This is a genomic window from Actinacidiphila yanglinensis, from assembly GCF_900107965.1.
Lineage (GTDB): Bacteria > Actinomycetota > Actinomycetes > Streptomycetales > Streptomycetaceae > Actinacidiphila > Actinacidiphila yanglinensis.
In genome coordinates this window covers 467,720-486,065 of record NZ_FNVU01000002.1, presented here as the reverse complement: position 1 = coordinate 486,065, position 18,346 = coordinate 467,720, and the positions used below count along the sequence as shown (strand labels likewise).

At 73.3% G+C, this 18,346-nt stretch carries 13 protein-coding genes; 2 read left to right on the top strand and 11 right to left on the bottom strand.

Translation table 11 applies throughout. The annotated features are described in order from the left end of the window. Nucleotides 1–6: 6 nt before the first annotated feature. Complete coding sequence (locus C4U44_RS06055) at nucleotides 7–1,671, bottom strand: phosphodiester glycosidase family protein (RefSeq protein WP_103884555.1); 1,665 nt, start codon at nucleotides 1,669–1,671, stop codon at nucleotides 7–9. Between the two features lie 258 nt (nucleotides 1,672–1,929). Here C4U44_RS06055 and C4U44_RS06050 point away from each other — a divergent pair, with 258 nt between their 5' ends. Then, the gene (locus C4U44_RS06050; protein WP_103884554.1) at nucleotides 1,930–3,438 is read left to right on the top strand and encodes an MFS transporter; all 1,509 of its coding nucleotides are present in this window, start codon (nucleotides 1,930–1,932) and stop codon (nucleotides 3,436–3,438) included. An 82-nt stretch (nucleotides 3,439–3,520) separates the two neighbouring features. On the opposite strand, the gene C4U44_RS06045 is transcribed toward C4U44_RS06050, so the two are convergent. The 10 genes from C4U44_RS06045 to C4U44_RS06000 form a co-directional block, all read right to left on the bottom strand. Continuing rightward, the gene (locus C4U44_RS06045) at nucleotides 3,521–4,204 is read right to left on the bottom strand and encodes an NADPH-dependent F420 reductase (RefSeq protein ID WP_103884553.1); all 684 of its coding nucleotides are present in this window, start codon (nucleotides 4,202–4,204) and stop codon (nucleotides 3,521–3,523) included. Nucleotides 4,205–4,305: 101 nt separating this feature from the next. Next, nucleotides 4,306–6,048 carry a hydrogenase maturation protein gene (locus C4U44_RS06040; RefSeq protein ID WP_103884552.1) on the bottom strand — a complete coding sequence of 581 codons (1,743 nt, stop codon included), beginning with the start codon at nucleotides 6,046–6,048 and terminating at the stop codon, nucleotides 4,306–4,308. Between the two features lie 278 nt (nucleotides 6,049–6,326). Continuing rightward, complete coding sequence (locus C4U44_RS06035; RefSeq protein ID WP_103884551.1) at nucleotides 6,327–7,343, bottom strand: ABC transporter permease; 1,017 nt, start codon at nucleotides 7,341–7,343, stop codon at nucleotides 6,327–6,329. A gap of 61 nt (nucleotides 7,344–7,404) precedes the next feature. Then, the gene (locus C4U44_RS06030; RefSeq protein WP_103884550.1) at nucleotides 7,405–8,961 is read right to left on the bottom strand and encodes a sugar ABC transporter ATP-binding protein; all 1,557 of its coding nucleotides are present in this window, start codon (nucleotides 8,959–8,961) and stop codon (nucleotides 7,405–7,407) included. Continuing rightward, nucleotides 8,961–10,052 (bottom strand): substrate-binding domain-containing protein, encoded by a 1,092-nt coding sequence (locus C4U44_RS06025; protein ID WP_235031828.1) that lies wholly within the window; start codon nucleotides 10,050–10,052, stop codon nucleotides 8,961–8,963. The genes C4U44_RS06030 and C4U44_RS06025 overlap by 1 nt, the downstream gene beginning before the upstream one ends. Before the next feature lie 527 nt (nucleotides 10,053–10,579). Further along, nucleotides 10,580–12,085 carry an L-arabinose isomerase gene (gene araA / locus C4U44_RS06020; protein WP_103884548.1) on the bottom strand — a complete coding sequence of 502 codons (1,506 nt, stop codon included), beginning with the start codon at nucleotides 12,083–12,085 and terminating at the stop codon, nucleotides 10,580–10,582. 3 nt (nucleotides 12,086–12,088) lie between these two features. Further along, entirely contained in the window at nucleotides 12,089–12,796 is a 708-nt protein-coding gene (locus C4U44_RS06015) for an L-ribulose-5-phosphate 4-epimerase (protein ID WP_103884547.1), read from the bottom strand. Between the two features lie 49 nt (nucleotides 12,797–12,845). Continuing rightward, entirely contained in the window at nucleotides 12,846–14,516 is a 1,671-nt protein-coding gene (gene araB, locus C4U44_RS06010; RefSeq protein ID WP_103884546.1) for a ribulokinase, read from the bottom strand. Between the two features lie 214 nt (nucleotides 14,517–14,730). Continuing rightward, nucleotides 14,731–15,789 (bottom strand): LacI family DNA-binding transcriptional regulator, encoded by a 1,059-nt coding sequence (locus tag C4U44_RS06005; RefSeq protein WP_103884545.1) that lies wholly within the window; start codon nucleotides 15,787–15,789, stop codon nucleotides 14,731–14,733. Nucleotides 15,790–15,972: 183 nt separating this feature from the next. Continuing rightward, entirely contained in the window at nucleotides 15,973–17,481 is a 1,509-nt protein-coding gene (locus C4U44_RS06000; RefSeq protein ID WP_265737308.1) for an MDR family MFS transporter, read from the bottom strand. 94 nt (nucleotides 17,482–17,575) lie between these two features. Between C4U44_RS06000 and C4U44_RS05995 the strand changes: the two genes are divergently transcribed. Further along, on the top strand, nucleotides 17,576–18,184 hold the full coding sequence (locus tag C4U44_RS05995; protein ID WP_103884543.1) for a TetR/AcrR family transcriptional regulator: 609 nt from the start codon (nucleotides 17,576–17,578) through the stop codon (nucleotides 18,182–18,184). Nucleotides 18,185–18,346 lie beyond the last annotated feature (162 nt).

Genomic DNA, 18,346 nt, shown 5'->3' with positions numbered 1-18,346 from the left:
CGGGCCCTAGGAGTTGCGCCGGCCCGGCAGGATCTGGAGCGTGTCGCCGACCGGGCGCTCCCCGGTGGCGTCCGAGGTGGAGTTGACGAGCCGGCCGTCCACCGCCATCGCCGTCGAGCCGCCGCCGTCGAGGTTGAGCGCCTGGACCGCGCCGAGCGAGCGCATGAACGCGGCGCCCTCCTGAAGGGTGAAGCCCTCGCTGCCGCCGGACAGGCGGCCGTCGACGGTGACCAGCAGCAGCCGGCCCTTCGCGTCGACGCCGGCCAGGGTGCGCGGCTGGCGGGTGTTCGCCCAGGCATAGCCGAACGACAGGTCCGACGGGTCGACCGTGCCCTCGCTCGCCGCGTCGATGCTGACCCGGCCGTCCTTCACCAGGGTGGGCGCGGCGCTGACGATGCTGTCGCCCTTGCCGAGCGGGACGCGCCGGCCCGCGGTGTCCCGCACCTCCTCGCTGACCTGGACCCGCTGCCCGGCCGTGGCGTGCGCGTCCAGCCACGCCGCCGCGGTGCCGATGCCCTGCAGGACGGTGCCGCCGGCCGGGACGCGGCCGCCGCGCGCGCCGGTGGACACGACCCGGCCCGCGGCGTCGAGCACCACCTGGGTGCCGGCGCCGGTCGGCAGGTCCGCGCCGAAGGCGGACGTGAACCGCACCAGGTCGTCCGTGGTGTGGCAGGTGACGTCCTGCCAGGGCAGCGCACTCGGCGTCAGGCCGGGGCGCCCGCAGTCCCGAACGGTGCCGGGCACCCGGTTGATGCCCTGCACGGCGTAGGTCGACGCGCCGGCGCGGGCGGTGACCGTGGACGTCAAGTCGGCGACCCGGACCTGCCGCCCGCCGTCGCCGATGATCAGGGCCGCGCGGGACCCCGACGCCATCGACTCCAACTCGCCGTCGTAAGCGGCGATGCCGGACTGGATGCCCTGGACGCCGTCGGCGTCGGCGGTGACGAAGAAGCCGGCGTTGACGCCGACGAGCGAGCCGAGCTTCGCGGCCACCGACGAGGTGGTCTCGCGCTGCGCCACGTCGCCGTCGTGGGTGCCCTCGACGGTGCCGGTGAACGTCCGCGGGTCGATCACTGCGACGTGGATGTTCTCCACGTCCGCGGGCTGCTGGGCGTCGTAGCCCGTCCACTCGGCGACGGCATGGAAGCCCGCGGCGGTGACGGTCGCGGCGGCGGCCTGCGCCGCGGCCTGGTCGGCGTAGGAGCCGATGCGCACGCGCAGGCCCATGGTGCCGTGCGGGGTGTCGGTGTAGTCCGGCCACCGCACGGTCTCCGTGCGGGGGGTGAACCCGGCCGTGCGCAGCCGCGCGGCGGTGCTGTCGGCCCAGGACTGCGCGCCCACCTCGGCCCAGGTCGCCGCGCCGGTCAGCCGGCTGGTCGCCGGGGCCTGCACCGTGACGGTCCAGGACGGCGCGGCGGCGGTGTCGCGGATCGTGCCGGTGCGCACCTGGACGCCGCGGGCGACGGTCTGCGTCGTCCACTGCGCGGTGACCGGTCCGCGGGCGGCGGGTGCCGCGGAACTGGCCGACGCCGTCCCGGCCAGCGCGAACGGCGTGACGGCGGCCAGCACGGCGGCGGCGAGCGGCACGGTGCGGGCACGCGCGGCGCGCCGCCGGATGGGGGCCGGCGAGGTGCCGGCTCCGTCAGGCGCGGTGGTCTTGCTGCGGTTCATGGGTCCTCACGGCTGTCGCGGGGCAGGGGCGGCGGGCCCGCTCGTCCGGTGCGGCGGGCGGGAGGCCGAACGGAACCTTTGTTCGGGGACGCGGCCGACCCCGCACGCCCAGGTGGAGATCACGCGAACAACCGGCCAACTGTCGTACAGCTCCGCCCCGCCCGGCGCCCTGCCGCCGCACCTCCACCCGCTCCGGGGCGGGACGGCTTAGCGTGGGCGTGCGAATCAGGATGTACGCGACATAAGGAGCGAACGGGCGTGGATCGCAAGTGGTGGACTCTGATCGCGGTGTCGGTCGCGACGTTCATGCTCCTGCTCGACATCACGGTGGTGAACGTGGCGCTGCCGTCGATCCGGAAGGACCTGAACGCCAGCTTCACCGACCTGCAGTGGGTGCTGGACGCGTACGCGCTGACGCTGGCCGCGCTGGTGCTGACCGCGGGCTCGCTGGCCGACCGGCTGGGCCGGCGCAAGGTGTTCGCCTGGGGGCTGGCGATCTTCTCGGCGGCCTCGCTGCTGTGCGCGCTCGCGCCGGACCCGACCTTCCTCAACGTGGCGCGGGCGATCCAGGGCGTCGGCGGCGCCGCGATGTTCGCGGTCTCGCTGGCGCTGGTGGCCCAGGAGTTCGCCGCGGGCCGGGAGCGCGGGGTGGCGATGGGGCTCTACGGCTCGACGATCGGCGTGGCGGTCGCGGTGGGACCGCTGATCGGCGGGGCGCTGACGGACTCGCTGGGCTGGGAGTCGATCTTCTACCTGAACGTGCCGATCGGCGCGCTCACGCTGGTGGTGACCTTCGCGCGGCTGCGGGAGAGCCGCGATCCGCATGCGACGCGGGTCGACTGGCCGGGCGTGGCGGCCTTCAGCGGCTCCCTGTTCCTGCTGGTGCTGGCCCTGGTGCGGGGGAACGACGAGGGCTGGACGAGCACGCTGATCCTGTCGTTGCTGTCGGCGTCCGCGGCGCTGATGCTGGCGTTCGTCTGGATCGAGTTCCGGGTGTCCGAGCCGATGCTCCCGATGCCGCTCTTCCGGCGACGCGCCTTCACCGGCGTGCAGTTGGCGGCGTTCGGGGTGTCCAGCTCGCTGTTCGCGCTGTTCCTCTACCTCACCCTCTACATGCAGAACTACCTCGGGCTCACGCCCTTCGGCACCGGCCTGCGCTACCTGCCGGTCACCGTGGTGAGCTTCCTCTTCGCGCCGATCGCCGGGCTGCTGCTGTCGCGGGTGCCGGCCCGGGTGCTGCTCGGCACCGGCCTGGGCGCGGTCGGGCTCGGCCTGTACCTCATGGGCGGCATCTCACCCGACGACGAGTGGACGACGCTGCTGCCCGGCTTCGTGATCGCGGGCGCGGGGGTGGGCCTGATCAACCCGGTGATCGCGGACGTCGCCGTGAGCGTGGTGCCCAAACAGCAGAGCGGGATGGCGGCGGGCATCAACGACACGTTCCGCCAGGTCGGGATCGCGGTGGGCGTCGCCGTCTGGGGGGCGATCTTCGTCGGCAGGGGCTCCGCGGAGGTCCGCAAGGCGGCCGCGGGAACGCCCGCGGCCGACGGCAGCCATCCGCACGAGCTGGTCGAGGCCGCCTCGTCGGGGAACCTGAACCAGGTGCTCGCCGCCTTCCCCCCGCAGTCCCGGCAGGCGGTCGCCAAAGCGGCCCGGGACGGGTTCCTCGACGGCTTCAACGAGGTGGTCTACCTCGGCTCGCTGGTCTGCTTCGCCGGGGCGGTGCTGGCTGTCTGGCTGGTCCGCGAGGGCGACATCGAACGCTGATCGGGCCGGCTGCCGACGCTGCCCCGCCGAGGGGCCGGCCCGGATCCGTCGCCCGGACCGGCCCCTCGGCGGGCGGACCGGATCAGCGCGTGGCCGCCGCCAGCGCCGCGCTGATCTCGTCGGCGGGGGCCGGCGCGGCCGCCGCGGTCCCGAACTCGCCGTCCTTGCTCACCGCGTAGGGCTTGCCGTAGACCGGGGTGCCCGGCTGCGAGCGCCAGCTCTCGGCGAGCGGGCCGATGTCCACCGTGTCGTACCCGAGCAGCGACAGCAGCTCGGCGGCGTGCTTCTTCGCGTCCTGGTCGTCGCCCGCGATCGGCAGGGCGCTGCGGTCCGCCGCGCCCGCCGGCCGGGACAGCTCGCCCAGGTGCCGGTAGAGGATGTTGTTGAACGCCTTGACGACGTGCGCCCTGGGGAGGTGGCGCTGGAGCAGCTGGCTCTCGGTCGCCTTGCCCTCCTCGAGTTCGGGGATCACGCCGTCGCGCTGCGGGTAGTAGTTGCCGGTGTCGAGGACGGTCTTGCCCACCAGGGGCTCGACCGGCACCGTGCCGAGCGCGTGGAACGGGATCGTCACGACGACCCAGTCCCCCGCGGCCGCCGCCTCCGCGGCGGTCGCCGCCCGGGCCCGCGGGCCGAGTTCCGCCACGAGGTCGGAGAGGGTCTGCGGCCCGCGCGAGTTGCTGAGCACCACGTCCAGCCCGGCGTCGACCGCCAGGCGGGCGAGGGTGCTCCCGATGTTTCCACTGCCGATGAGTCCGAGTGTCGCCATGCGTGCGCCAACCTCCTACGGCTCGATCCTGTTCCCCGGAGGGAGATATTCCTCTTCCGGATGGGCGGCGCGGGCGCGCGCCGCGCCGTGCCGGACGGCGCTCACGTCGAAGGGAGGGCCGCCTGCCGTACCCGCTGCCCCGGGGGAACCGCCTCCGGTTCCACCCGTACGCCCGCCTCCGCTTCCGCCGCCGGCCGGGGCTCCTTGCGGACGAAGGCGCGGCGCAGGGCGTGGTAGGCGGCGGCCGGGTCGAAGAAGACCCGCTGCATCAGCGCGAGTTCCTCCGCCCGGTAGGCCGCCAGCGGCCGGGCCGCCTCGTCGCGGGCGCGCGCCGCCTTCTTGTCGGCCAGGCGCTGATGGGTCGTGGGATCTCCCGCCAGGCCGGCGGCCAGCGCCATGACGTGCTCGGTGAAGCCCCGCGGCGTGCTCGGCAGCACCCGGTCCACCAGGCCGGCCCGTTGCGCGGACGCGGCGCCCAGCGGCTCGGGGACGCGGGTCAGCGTCTCGGCGGCCTCCGGGCCGACCCGGCGGGGCAGCGAGTAGGTCCAGTACTCCGAACCGGGCAGCCCCATCAGCCGGTAGTGCGGGTTGAGGACGGCACCGCTCCTGCACCACACCTCGTCGGCGGCGATCGCCAGCATCACCCCGCCGGCCGCCGCGTTGCCGCCCAGCGCGGAGACCACGAGCCGGTCGGTGGTGGTGAGCACCGCCTCCACGAGGTCGTTCATCGCGTGGATGTTCGCCCAGGACTCGGCGGCCGGATCGGCCGCGGCCTCGATGACGTTCAGGTCGATGCCGTTGGAGAAGAAGTCCCGCGAGCCGCCCAGCACGACCACGGCGGTCGGCCGCGTGCACGCGTAGCGGTAGGCGGCCAGCAGCCGCCGGCACGTGCCGGCGCTCATGGCGCCGCCCGGGAAGGAGAACCCGACCAGGCCCACGCCGTCCCGCTCGCGGTAGCGGATGTCGCTGAACGTGCTGCGGCCCGGGGGCAGCCGCAGCGGCGCGGGCAGGTCGGGGACCCGTGGCAGGGCGGCGCCGAGCGCGAGGGCGGCGGGCAGCTTGACCCCGGCCGGCCCGCCCGGGGTCCGGCGGGCGCGCAACTGCGGGATCCACACCGCGCCGTCGACCGTGGCCCGGCAGATCGCCTGCGCGCGGGTGGCGATGATCCGGCCCGGTTCCCCGCACAGCCGGTCCTCCGGGTGGCCGCCGTGCAGGAACCACTCCCCGCCGGCCAGCTCGTCGAGGACGCCGGGCCGGGAGTCCGCCGCCCGCAGCGTGCGCAGGATCTGGGCGGTGGTGTCCGCGTACCAGTCGATGCGGCGCTCGCTCTGCGGCAGGTACGGCCTGGCGCCGCGGCCGTCCGCGGGCTGCGGCGCGGCCCGCTGGTCGCCGGAGGCGAACCGCTCCACCGCGCGCAGCACCGCGGCCACGGCCGCGTCGGCCAGCTCCCCGCGGTAGACGTCGCTCTTGCCGGCGGGAGGCAGGTCGAAGGAGGCGGACGCCCACACGTCCCCGGCGTCCATCTCGGCGACGGCCTGGAGGACCGTCACCCCCCAGGTGGTCTGCCCTTCCTGGATCGCCCGGTCCAGCGAGGAGGGGCCGCGGTCGCCGGGCGGGCCGGGATGCACGATCAGGCAGGTGTACCGGGACCAGACGTCCTCGGGGACGGCGGTGGTGAGCATGGGGGCGATGATCAGTTCCGGGTCGTACCCGCCGGCCGCCGCGCGCACCGTGGCGGCGTCGTGAACCAGCGCGACGGCCACGGCGTGGCCCCGGTCGCGCAGCTCGACCTGCACCCGCTGGGTGAGGCTGTTGAACGCGCTCGCGATGAGCAGGACTCGCACCGAACCTCCCGTGGACTGGGCGTCGTTCCGCCGTGGCCCAGGCGTCCCGGTGCATCGGGAACCACCGGTCCGGCCACCGTCCACAACATCGCACAGCTCGGCTGAGCAGGGCTTCTCCGCCACGGCCGGGCCGCGCGGGTCCCGCCCGGTCGGGTGGTTCCTGTGATTTCGCGATACCCGATCGGCCCCGCCGCGGTGGGCCCGGCGGCTCGGTGGCCCGGTGACGGGTCGGCTCCCCGGGCGGGCGGCGGCGGTTCGCGGACCGCCGCCACCCGGGCTCAGCCGCGTTTCGCGATGCTCCTGGCTCTCAGCCGGTCGGCGGTGATGGCCAGGCCGAGCACGCAACCCAGCACGATGTTGGTGTAGTTGGAGTTGATCTGCAGGGTCGTCAGGCCGTTGTTGATCAGCTCCAGCAGGATCGTGCCGGCCACGATGCCGAGGATGCGCCCCTGGCCGCCGACCAGGCTCACCCCGCCGATCACGGCGGCCGCGATCGCCGACAGCTCCCAGCCGACGCCCACACCGCTGGCCGAGCCGACACCGATCCGGCCCAGCACCATGATCCCGGCGAACGCCGACAGCAGCGAACTGGTGACGTACATCGACACGATCCGCCGCTCGCCGCGGATACCGGCCAGCCGGGCCGCCTCGGCGTTCCCGCCGACCGCGTAGACCTGCCGCCCGGCGTAGGTGCGCTCCAGGAAGAACCAGGCCACCACCGCCACGACCGCGAACAGCACCAGCGGCAGCGGGATCTGGGCGACGTAGGTCTGGCCGACGTCCGCGAACACCCCCGAGATGCCGGTGATCGAGGTGCCCGAGGTGATGGCGAGGGTGACGCCCTGGGCGACGGTGTACGTCACCAGGGTCACCACGAACGGGGCCATCTTCAGCCGGGTGACGGCCAGTCCGTGCAGCAGGCCGACGGTGCCGGCGATGGCCAGCGTGATCAGGATCGCCAGCCCGGCCGGCAGGCCGGCGCGCACGTTGAACCAGGACATCAGGATCACGCTGGTGCCGAGCAGCGCGCCGACCGACAGGTCGATGCCGCCGGTCAGGATGACCAGGGACTCGCCGATCGCGATCAGCCCGTACTGGGCGAGGTCGAAGCCCATGCCCTGGAGGTTGACCGCACCGGCGAACGACGACTTGTCCACGGCCAGGGCGACGAACACCACGACGCACGCGGCGACGACGCCGACCTCCGGCGTCTCGCCCATCCGCCGCAGCAGCGACCGGCGCTGCTCGGTGTCCACGTACGTCTCGGGCGGGGCCGCCGCGGTGCTGGTGTTCATCGGCCCGCCTCCCCGCGCGTGCCGGCCGTGGTGCCGGCCGGGACCTGAGCCACTGTCATCTTCATGCGCCCGCCTTCCCTTCCCCGACGACCACGGGCGGCTGCGTACCCGCCGCCGCGGTCATGATCGCTTCCTTGCCGAACCGTTCGCGCGGGACGTCGGCCACCGCCCTGCCGTGCGCCATCACCACGATCCGGTGGCAGATCCACATCAGTTCCTCCAGCTCGGAGGAGGCCACCAGCACCGCCATCCCCCGCTCGGCGGCCGCGTCGATCAGCCCGTAGATCTCGGCCTTCGCGCCGACGTCGACGCCGCGGGTGGGCTCGTCCAGCAGCAGCAGCTTGGGCTGCGCGGCGAGCCAGCGGCCGAAGACGGCCTTCTGCTGGTTGCCGCCCGACAGGTCGCTGATCAGCTGTTCCTGGCTGTGCAGCCGCACTCCCAGGTCGTCGATGATCCCGGCCGCGTGCGCCTTGTCCGCGCCGGGCCACAGCACCCCGCGCCGGCTGATCCGGCGCAGCGTGCTGAGCGTGACGTTCCACCGCACCGAGTGCGCGGGCAGCAACGACTGGACCTTGCGGTCCTCCGGGACCAGGCCGACGCCGGCCGCCACCGCGTCGGCCGGATGGCGCGGCCGGAAGTCCCGGCCCTCGAAGGCCACCTCGCCCCCCGTGCGCGGCTGGGCACCCATCACGGTGTGCAGCAACCTGCTGCGGCCGGAGCCCATCAGCCCCGCCACCCCGACGATCTCGCCGGCCCTGACGTCCAGGTCGACCGGACCGAGCCCGTCCGCGGTCAGGCCGCGCACCGCCAGCACCGTGGCGCGTTCCACCGAACCCGGCGGGGCCAGCTTCGCGCGGGCCAGCTCGCTGCCGACCATCTCGCGGATCATCCGCTCCTCGGTCGCCTCCGCGGGGGTGAGGTCCGCGACCAGCTTCCCGCTGCGCAGCACCACCACCCGGTCCGCGATCGCCCGCACCTCGTCCAGCCGGTGCCCGATGAAGAGCACCGCGCCCCCGCCCGCCGCGTGGCGGCGGGCGAGTTCGAGCACCCGCTCGGCCTCGACCGGACCGAGCGACGACGTCGGCTCGTCCAGGATGAGCACCACCGGGCGGTGACCCCACGCCTTCGCGATCTCGATCATCTGCCGGACCGGCACCGGGTACCGCTCCACCGGACGGTTGACGTCCACGGAGGTCACGCCCACCTCGGCCAGCAGCGCCCGCGCCTCGGCCCGGGTGCCCGCGCGGTCGAAGACCACGCGGCCGGCCGGACCGGACCGGGCCCGCTGCGGCCGGCGCCCCAGCAGCAGGTTCTCCGCGACGCTGAGCTGGCCCACCAGCGGGAACTCCTGGGCGACCAGGGCCACTCCGCGCTCGCGGGAGTGGTCCGGCCGGCCGGGATGCAGCGGCTGCCCGGCGATCTCGATGGAGCCGGTGGTCGGGGTGACGGTGCCCGACAGCACGCCCATCAGGGTGGACTTGCCGGCACCGTTCTCCCCGACCACCGCGGCGATCTGACCGCGCGCCAGTTCCAGGGCGGGGATGTTCAGCACCTTCACCGGCCCGTAGGACTTGCTGACGTCCCGCAGCGACACGGCCACCTCGGTGGCGGAGGCCATCAGCTGATGCCCATCTGCTTCAACTTGGCCTGGTACGCCGACAGGTTGGCCTGTGTCACCAGGCCGACACCGGAGCTGAGCGTGGTGCCGTCGCTCTCCAGGTACGGCTTGACCAGCTGCAGCGTGGCGTCCTTGCCGAGCACCTTCAGCGCGGCCAGCAGGTACGCGCCGGTGTAGCCCTGCTGGTACGGCTGCTGGAGCACCGTGGCCTGGATGACGCCGGACTGGATGAACTTCAGCGTCTGCGGGTCGCTGTCGTCCGAGACGACCTTGATCTTTCCGCTCTTGCCCGCGGACTGGATCGCCTGGCCCGCGGACGGGCCGTCGTAGGAGTACACGCCGTAGATGCCGTTGACGTTCGGGTTGGTCTGGATCGCGGTCTCGGCGTTGGACAGCGCCTTGGAGGCGTCCATGCTGTCGCTGAGCTTCTGCACGACCTTGACGCCCGAGCCCTTGATCGCGTCCTCGAAGCCCTGGATCCGCTCGACGGCATTGGAGGCGGTCAGCGAGCCGACGAGCACGACCACCTGGCCCTTGCCGCCGAGCGCCTGCTTCATCGCCTCGCCCGCCTTCTGGCCGGCCTGGTAGTTCGGGGTGCCGAGGTAGAGCGCCGCGCCGTCGTCCTTGGGCAGCGGCGAGTCGATCGCCAGCACCGGGATGCCGGCCTTGTTCGCCGACGCGATGGGGGCCTTGATCGCGGTCGGGTCGATCGCCGAGACGCTCATCCCGGTGATGCCCTGCCCGCGCAGCGTCTGGATGATCGACAGCTGCTGGTCCAGCCGGCCGTTGGCGGGCGCCTGGTAGGTGCCCTTCACGCCGAGGTCCTTCAGTCCCTTGGTGAACCCGGACTTGCCGGCGTTCCAGTAGTCGGTGGCGATGTTCACCACCATCGCCTCGTCCAGCTTCGACAGGTCCTTGCCGGCGAGCGCCGTCTTCAACGCTGCGTTCAGCTTGGCCAGGTTCGCGTCGTTGAAGGCGATGTCGCCCTTGATCGCCGGTGCGGCCGAGGTGTCCTTCGCGTTGGCGCTGTCCGTGGAGGACCCGCCCGCCCCGTTCTTGCTGCACGCGCCGAGGGTCGCGATCAACGCCACCGTTAGCGCGGCGGCTCCCCAGCGTCCGACTGTGACCGAAGCGGATCGGCTTGTGCGCATGCTGATCATCCTGTTCACGGAGGGCCTCGCGGCCGATGTGTTAGCGCTCACAAAATGCAGCGCCGTGTACTCCTGCGAATGGCCCCTGGATCGGGCCGCGGTTCCGGCGGGTGCGCCCGCCCGCCTCGGTGCGGCGTCCACGCCGGACGCCGCACCGGAGCCGGCGGGTTCCCCTTCTCAGCGCGCCTGGCGCGCGACGATGCAGTGCGGCACTGCCGCTGACCTCAGGTGGGGGTGGGAGGTTGTGCCGGTGTACGACCGACGACCATGCCTGTCTCCTTGACTCCGGCATCTCTTGGGAAGTGATTGTTAGCGCTCACTGATAGCCCGTCAAGGTGTCCCGCAGCGGAATTTTGCCCGCCCTTCGGGGCGGCGTTCCACGGGCGGACGCGCGGCCGCGCCGCACCTGTCCGGGCCGGGACAGGTGCGTTCCCTCGTACGGGCCGCCGCGCCCGTACGACGGCCACTCAGAGGCCGCCGGCCAGCCGGTGGTACGCCTGGTTCCAGCGGATCTCCTTCGCGAACTGGCGCACCGTGGTGTCGGCGTCGATCAGCAGCAACTCCGTGGCGAGCATGTCCGCGAGGTCGCCCAGCTCCTCGCCGCCGACCTGGCCTGACAGGACCGTGTGGTGCGGGCCGCCGGCCGTCAGCCAGGCCTCCGTGGAGGTGCGCAGGTCAGGCGCCGGCTTCCACACCGCCCGCGCGACCGGCAGTCGCGGCAGCGGCTCGACGGGCCGCACCACCTCGATCTGGTTGGCGACCAGCCGGAAGCGGTCGCCCATGTCGGCCAGCCCCACCACCACCGCCGGCCCGGGACGGGCGTCGAAGACCAGCCGGACCGGGTCCTCCCGGTCGCCTATGCCCAGCGGATGGATCTCGCAACTCGGGCGCTGCGCCGCGATGCTGGGGCAGACCTCCAGCATGTGGGCACCGAGGATCAGCTCCCGGCCGGGCGCCAGGTGGTAGGTGTAGTCCTCCATGAACGAGGTGCCGCCCGGCAGTCCCGCACCCGCCGCCTTCAGCGTGCGCAGCAGGGCCGCGGTCTTCCAGTCGCCCTCCCCGCCGAACCCGTAGCCGTCGGCCATCAGCCGCTGCACGGCGAGGCCGGGCAGCTGGCGCAGCCCGCCCAGGTCCTCGAAGTTGGTGGTGAACGCCCCGAAGCCGCCCTCGGTGAGGAAGTCGCGCAGCCCCAGCTCGATCCGCGCCGCGTAGCGCAGGGAGGCGTGGCGCTCGCCGCCCGCGGCGAGTTCGGGCGCCAGCCGGTAGGCGCCGGCGTACTCCTTCACCAGGTCGGTGACGGCCGCGTCCGCCACCTGGTCCACCCGCGCGACCAGGTCGTTGACGCCGTAGGTGTTGACCGACACCCCGAACCGCAGCTGCGCCTCCACCTTGTCCCCCTCGGTGACCGCGACATCGCGCATGTTGTCGCCGAACCGGGCGAGTTTCAGGTGCCGGAGGGTGTGGTGGCCGATGGCCGCGCGCATCCAGGCGTGCACCCGCGCGACCACGGCCGGGTCGCTGACGTGCCCGGCCACCGTCTTGCGGGCGACCCCGATCCGGGCCTGCACGTAGCCGAACTCCCGGTCGCCGTGGGCGGCCTGGTTGAGGTTCATGAAGTCCATGTCGATGGTGGACCAGGGCAGGTCCACGTTCACCTGGGTGTGCAGGTGCAGCAGCGGCTTGCGCAGCAGGTCCAGGCCGGCTATCCACATCTTCGCCGGGGAGAAGGTGTGCATCCACGCGATCAGGCCCACGCACGCCGGATCGGCGTTCGCGCCGGCCATCGCGTCGCGGATCGCGTCGGCCCCGGTGAGCACCGGCTTCCACACCACGCGGACCGGGGAGCCGGGCTGCTCGGCGAGCTGCCCGGCGATCCCTCGGGACTGCTCGGCGACCTGCCGCAACGTCTCCTCGCCGTAGAGCCCCTGGCTGCCGGTGAGGAACCACACCTCGCGCGCGTCGGACGATGTCATGGCTCAGGCTCCTCGGGAGGCGGACGGCCCGGTCTGGCCGTAGACGTTCTGGTAGCGGTCGTGGAGACGGTCGATGTCCGCCGGGTCCAGCGGCAGCGGCTCGCCGAGCTGGCGCGAGATGTGCACGGTCCGGGCGACGTCCTCGCACATGACCGCCGCCTTGACGGCGGCGCGCGCGTCCCTGCCGACGGTGAACACCCCGTGGCTGCGCATCAGTACGGCGGGCGAGCGGTGCTGCGCCAGCGTCTCGACGATGCCCTTGCCGATCGAGTCGTCGCCGATCAGGGCGAACGGCCCGACGGGGATCTCGGCGCCGAACTCGTCGGCCATCGCGGTCAGCACGCACGGGACCGGCTCGCCCCGGGCGGCCCAGGCGCAGGCGTAGGTCGAGTGGGTGTGCACCACTCCCCCGACGGTGGGCATGTGCCGGTAGACGTAGGCGTGCGCGGCGGTGTCGGAGGAGGGCGCCAGCTCCCCTTCGACCACGTCGCCGTCCAGGTCGCACACGATCATGTTCTGCGGGGAGAGGCCGTCGTAGTCGACGCCGCTCGGTTTGATGACGAACAGGTCCCGCCCGGGGACGCGGGCGGAGACGTTGCCGGCGGTCCACACGACCAGCTGGTAGCGGACCAGTTCCTGGTGCAGGTCGCTGACCTGCCGGCGTATCGACGGGAGGGGGTTGTCGGCGGGAGGCGGAGCGGCACTGGCCATGCGGTGTCCTCGCGGGATCGGGTGCGGTCGTATTTTGTGAGCGCTCACATCATTCGGCGTGCGGACGTCCGGTGCGGGGGCGGAGCTCTCGGAGGCGGTGCATCACCTCGCTGCCGCCACGCCCGAAGTGGTCGTGCAGGGCGAGGTATTCGGCGTACAGGAGGTCGTAGGCGGCGGCGCGGGCCGGGTCGGGAACCCAGGCGCGGTGCCTGATCCGGCCCATCGCCGCCGACGCGGCCCGGATGTCCGGGTGGGCCCCGGCGGCGACCGCGGCGTGGATGGCGGCCCCGAGGGCGGGGCCCTGCTCGCTGGCGAGCGCGTGGACCGGGCGGCCGAGGACGTCACTGTAGGTCTGCATCAGGAACTCGTTCCTCAACAGGCCGCCGGCCGCGGTGAATTCGGTTACCGGCACCCCGGCGGCGCCGAACGCCTCCACGATGGTGCGGGCGCCGAAGGCGGTCGCCTCGATGAGCGCGCGGTAGACGTCCTCCGGCCGGGTGTCCAGGGTCAGGCCCACCAGCAGGCCGGACAGGTGGTGGTCGACGAGCACCGAGCGGTTGCCGCTGTGCCAGTCCAGCGCCAGCAGGCCGTGCCCGCCGACCGGTTGGGCCGCGGCCCGCTCGGTGAGCACCTCGTGCACCGACACCCCGCGGTCGCGCGCCTCGGCGGCGTACTCGGGTGAGGTGGTGGTGCGCACCGCCCAGGCGAAGAGGTCGCCGACGCCGCTCTGGCCGGCCTCGTAGCCCCACAGTCCCGGGACCACGCCGCCGTCGACGACGCCGCACATGCCCGGCACCTCGGCCAGGACCTCCGCGTTCATGATGTGGCAGGTCGAGGTGCCCATGATCGCCAGCATGTGTCCGGGGTCCAGGGCCCGGGCGGCGGCACTGGTGACGTGGGCGTCGACGTTGCCGACCGCGACCGGGATCCCCTCGGGCAGGCCGGTCAGTTCGGCGGCACGGGCGGTGAGCCGGCCCGCGGCGGCCCCCAGGGGCGACAGCGGGTGCTCCAGTTTGGCGGTGAAGCCGGCGAAGTCCGGGTGCAGCGAGGCGAGGAAGTCCGCGTCAGGGTAACCGCCGTCCTGGTGGATGCCCTTGTAGCCGGCCGTGCACATGTTCCGGTTCTCGGCGCCGGTCAGCTGCCAGACGATCCAGTCGGCGGCCTCGATCCACCGGTCGGCGGCGTCGTAGACCTCCCGGTCCTCGTGCAGCACCTGGAGCGCCTTGGCGTACTGCCACTCGCTGGAGATCCGCCCGCCGTAGCGGGCCAACCACGGCTGCCCGGACTCCTCGGCCCGGCGCACGATCAGGTCGGCCTCGGGCTGGGCGGCGTGGTGGCGCCACAGTTTGGGATAGGCGTGCGGCCGGGCGGCGTACGCGGGCAGTTCGCACAGCGGGGTGCCGTCCCACGTCGCGGGCAGGACGGTGCAGGCGGTGAAGTCGGTGCCGACGCCGACGACCTGACGGGGCATCACACCGGCTGCGGCCAGGGCCTCCGGGACGGCCCGGCGCAGCACCTCGCGCCAGTCCTGCGGCACCTGCAGCGCCCAGTCGGCGGGCAGCTCCGGCCCGCCCGGCAGGCGGTGCTCGACCACGCCGTGGGGGTACTCGTGCACGGCGCTGCCCAGCTCCCGGCCGTCCTCGACCGCGACGACGAGGGCGCGCCCGGACAGCGTGCCGAAGTCGACACCGACGGTGACGGCGGGCGGATCGGTTGTCATGTGGTCTCCAGACGTACGGCCGTTGGTGGCTCCCGGGCCGGAGGACCGCCGGAGCCGGCATCTCGTGCCGGGCGCCCGTGCGGGACGTCCGCCGAGGTCGCTGATGTCGCGGGGATCGCTGGGAGGACGAGGGGACGGGGCCGACCGGCGTGGGCCGGCGGGACTGACGTGCGGGTTGCCGTGTCCGTTCGGGTCGGGGAGCTGCCGTGTCCGTTCAGGTCGGGGTGCTGCTGCCGCGGACGATCAACCGCGGTTCGATCACCACGCGTTCGTCCGGGCGGACGACACCGGACTCCAGCTGGTCGATGAGCATGCGGATGCTGGCCTGGCCGACCGCGGCGAAGTCCTGCCGGACCGTGGTGAGCGGCGGTGCGAAGAACTCCGCCTCCGGAATGTCGTCGAAGCCCGCTATCGCGACCTTGCCGGGCACGGACAGGCCCGCCTCCCGGAAGGCGCGCAGCACGCCCAGCGCCATCTGGTCGTTGGCCACGAACACCGCGGTCACCGGCAGCGCGCCACCGCGCGCGCCCACCCCCGTCATCCGGCCGACGAGTTCCTGGCCGGCGCGGTAGCCCGACAGCGGCGTCCAGTCGCCGGCCAGCGGCGGCGGTACCTCCGCCCCGGCCTCCTCCAGGGTCGCCCGCCATCCCTGGGTGCGGGCCCCGGCCTCCAGCCAGTCCGGCGGTCCGGCCACGTGCCACACGGTCCGGTGCCCGGCCTCCAGCAGGTGGCCGGTCACCAGGCGGGCGCCGAGTTCCTGGTCCACCGAGACACCGGCGATCGGCAGCGAGTGGCCCCCTTCCACCGTGACCACCGGGAAGGGCAGTTTCAGCTCGGCGAGGGCCCCGACCGCCGCGCGGTGCGGCACTATCACGACGATCCCCTCCACCCCCCAGTCGCTGAGCTGGTCGATCGCGTCCTTCAGCGCGGGGGCGGTGTACGTGCGCAGGGTGACGGAGGAGACCATGTAGCCCTCGTCGCGGGCCGCCTCCTCCAGGCCGAACATGGTGCTGGACGGCCCGAAGAGCGTCGGGTTGCACGCCACGACGCCCAGCGCCAGGGTCCGCCGCGTCACCAGGGCGCGGGCCGACGAGTTGCGCCGGTAGCCCAACTGCTCGATGGCGCGCTGTACTTCGGCCCGGGTGGACTCCCGCACGTTGGGATGGTTGCTCAGCACGCGGGAGACCGTCTGGTGGGACACCCCCGCCACCTGCGCGACGTCCGCCATCGTGGGCGCGCGCCGGGTCTGGTCGTTCCTCGCGGTCTGCGACATGCTCCTCCGATCACCTTCCGGGTATTGTTAGCGCTCACAGAGGGCGGCGTCAAGACGCCGGGCGGGCGCACGACGTCGCATCTCGGCACCTCAACGTGCCGTGCGGGCCGCCCGTTTCGGAGGACCGGAGCGCGCGAGACGGCGGTCAGGCGCGCGGCGCGGGCACCCCGGGATCGCCGGCGGTCACGGGCGCGGCGCGGGCACCCCTTCGCCGGCGGCCCGGTTCCCGGCGTCGGCGGACTTCCCGCCGGGCGCGGCGGGTGTCCTGGTCCGGCCCGGGAGGAGCAGGGTCAGGGGGATGCCGACGGCGGTGAAGGCGGTGGCCCACCAGAAGGCGGTGCCGAAGCCGTCCGCGAGATCGGCGCGGGTCCTGGCGCCGGCCAGCGCGTGCTGGAGGACGACGGCGAGGGCGGCGGTGCCGACCGAGCCGCCGAGCTGCTGGACCACCCGCTGCAGGATGCTGGCGTGCGGCACCTCGGCGGGCTTGAGGCCGACGTACATCGCGCTGGTCAGGGGGATGGTCGCGCCGCCCATGCCGATGCCGCGTACGAACAGGACGGCCATCAGCAGGATGTCGCTGGTGGAGCCGGTGACGAAGGCGAAGGGGACGGTGCCCAGCGCGACCACGGTGAAGCCGGCGAAGGCGACCCAGCGCGGGCCGACCGTGTCGGTGTACTTGCCGGCGACGCTCCTCGACAGCAAGGTGCCCACGCCCTGCGGGACGAGCAGGAGTCCGGCGTCGAGGGCGTCGCGCCCCTCGACCTGCTGGAAGTACAGGGGGAGCAGGAGCATCGCTCCGTAGAGGGTGACGCCGGACAGGAAGGCGAGGACGCCGGACGCGCTGACGTTGCGGTGCCGGAAGAGCTTGAGGTCGACGATCGCGTCCGCGGCGCGCGGCCAGGACCGGCGGATGAAGGCGGTGACGAGCAGGAGCCCGGCGACCAGGGGGGCGAGGACGCGGGTGGAGGCGAACCCGGCGTCCCCTTCGACCTGGGAGAGCCCGTAGATGACGGCGGCCGCGCCCGGGGAGAGCAGCAGCAGGCCGACGGTGTCGAGTCGGGGGCGCGGAGCGCCGGGGGCGGGCCGGTCGTCGGGCAGGTTGCGCAGCGCCAGCCAGAAGCCGACGGCGCAGAAGGGGATGTTGACGAGGAACAGCCAGTGCCAGTCGCCCAGGCCGAGGATGATGCCGCCCAGCACCGGACCGAGGATGGGTCCGAGGGCGACGGGCAGGGTGATGGTGGCCATGACCTTGCCGATGTTGCGGCCCTTGGCTGCCTGCATGATCAGCGTGGTCATCAGCGGCATCATGATGCCGCCGCCGATGCCCTGGACGACCCGGAAGCCGATCAGGCTCGGCGCGTTCCAGGCCAGCGCGCAGAGCACGGATCCGAGGCCGAAGACGCCCAGAGCGGCGATCCACAGGCGCTTGCCGCCGAAGCGGGCCTGCGCCCAGCCCGCCAGCGGGATGGTGACGAACATGGCCAGCAGGTAGCCGGTGCTGACCCACTGGATGGTGCTCAGCGAGGCGTGGAGATCGGCCGCCAGGTCGTGCAGGGCGACGCTGAGGATGGTGGTGTCGAAGACGACCGCCATGGCCCCGACGATGATGGTGAAGGCCAGCCGCCACACGGCCGGGTCCACCGTGCCGGAGTCGCCTTGAGGCACGGACACGGGGTCGGTGGAGGTACTCACGCACGCCCCTAAGATGCGAGAATGGATCTTAAGCCGCGAGTGTAGGACGCGGCGGTAAGATGCGCAATCGCATCCAACGAGGAAAGGGATCGGCATGGGCGAGCGGCGCCGCGGCGCGGAACTGGAAAGCGCCCTGCTGGACGCGGCCTGGGACGAGCTCCTGGACGTCGGCTACGCCCACGTCACCCTGGACGGAGTGGCCGCCCGCGCCGGCACCAGCCGGCCGGTCATCCACCGGCGCTGGCCCGACAAGCAGCAGCTGGTGCTCGCCGCCCTCGCCCGCGCCGGCGCGCGCCACCCGATCTCCGCGCCCGACACCGGCAGCCTGCGCGGCGACGTGCTCGCGCTCCTGCGGCACACCAACGCCACCCGCGCGCACTTCGTCACCGCCGTGAGCGTCCAGCTCGCCGCCTACTTCCGGGAGACCGGCACCACTCTCGCCGACCTGCGCAACCAGCTCCCCTCGGGACGCCATGCCGCCATCGACGCGATGTACCGGCGCGCCGCCGAGCGGGGCGAGATCGACCCGGCCCGCGTCACCGAGCGGATGAAGTCCCTCCCGTTCGACCTCCTGCGGCAGGAGTTGCTCACCTCCGACTCCCCCGCCTCCGACGCCGCGCTCGAAGAGATCGTCGACACCCTCTTCCTCCCGCTCGTCCTCACGTCGCAGGCAGCGGCGGCCCGCGGCGAGTCGGCCCGCTGACGCACCGGACGGCACCGCCCGGAGGGCCGCCCCGCCGGCGGGAGCGCGGCCGCGGGGGGTTCGCCGCGGCCTTCTGTCCCGTTTCACGGTGTTGAGGCCGAAAGTATCAATTGCCGGAATAACCCATGTATGGAGATTCGTGGGATATTCCGAGATGAATTA

What these genes read in the sequence shown, in the direction of transcription:
- C4U44_RS06055 (WP_103884555.1), bottom strand. Translation starts at nt 1,671, where the DNA reads ATGAACCGCAGCAAGACCACCGCGCCTGACGGAGCCGGCACCTCGCCG.
- C4U44_RS06015 (WP_103884547.1), bottom strand. Translation starts at nt 12,796, where the DNA reads ATGGCCAGTGCCGCTCCGCCTCCCGCCGACAACCCCCTCCCGTCGATA.
- C4U44_RS06005 (WP_103884545.1), bottom strand. Translation starts at nt 15,789, where the DNA reads ATGTCGCAGACCGCGAGGAACGACCAGACCCGGCGCGCGCCCACGATG.
- C4U44_RS05995 (WP_103884543.1), top strand. Translation starts at nt 17,576, where the DNA reads ATGGGCGAGCGGCGCCGCGGCGCGGAACTGGAAAGCGCCCTGCTGGAC.
- C4U44_RS06045 (WP_103884553.1), bottom strand. Translation starts at nt 4,204, where the DNA reads ATGGCGACACTCGGACTCATCGGCAGTGGAAACATCGGGAGCACCCTC.
- araA (WP_103884548.1), bottom strand. Translation starts at nt 12,085, where the DNA reads ATGACATCGTCCGACGCGCGCGAGGTGTGGTTCCTCACCGGCAGCCAG.
- C4U44_RS06030 (WP_103884550.1), bottom strand. Translation starts at nt 8,961, where the DNA reads ATGGCCTCCGCCACCGAGGTGGCCGTGTCGCTGCGGGACGTCAGCAAG.
- C4U44_RS06035 (WP_103884551.1), bottom strand. Translation starts at nt 7,343, where the DNA reads ATGAACACCAGCACCGCGGCGGCCCCGCCCGAGACGTACGTGGACACC.
- araB (WP_103884546.1), bottom strand. Translation starts at nt 14,516, where the DNA reads ATGACAACCGATCCGCCCGCCGTCACCGTCGGTGTCGACTTCGGCACG.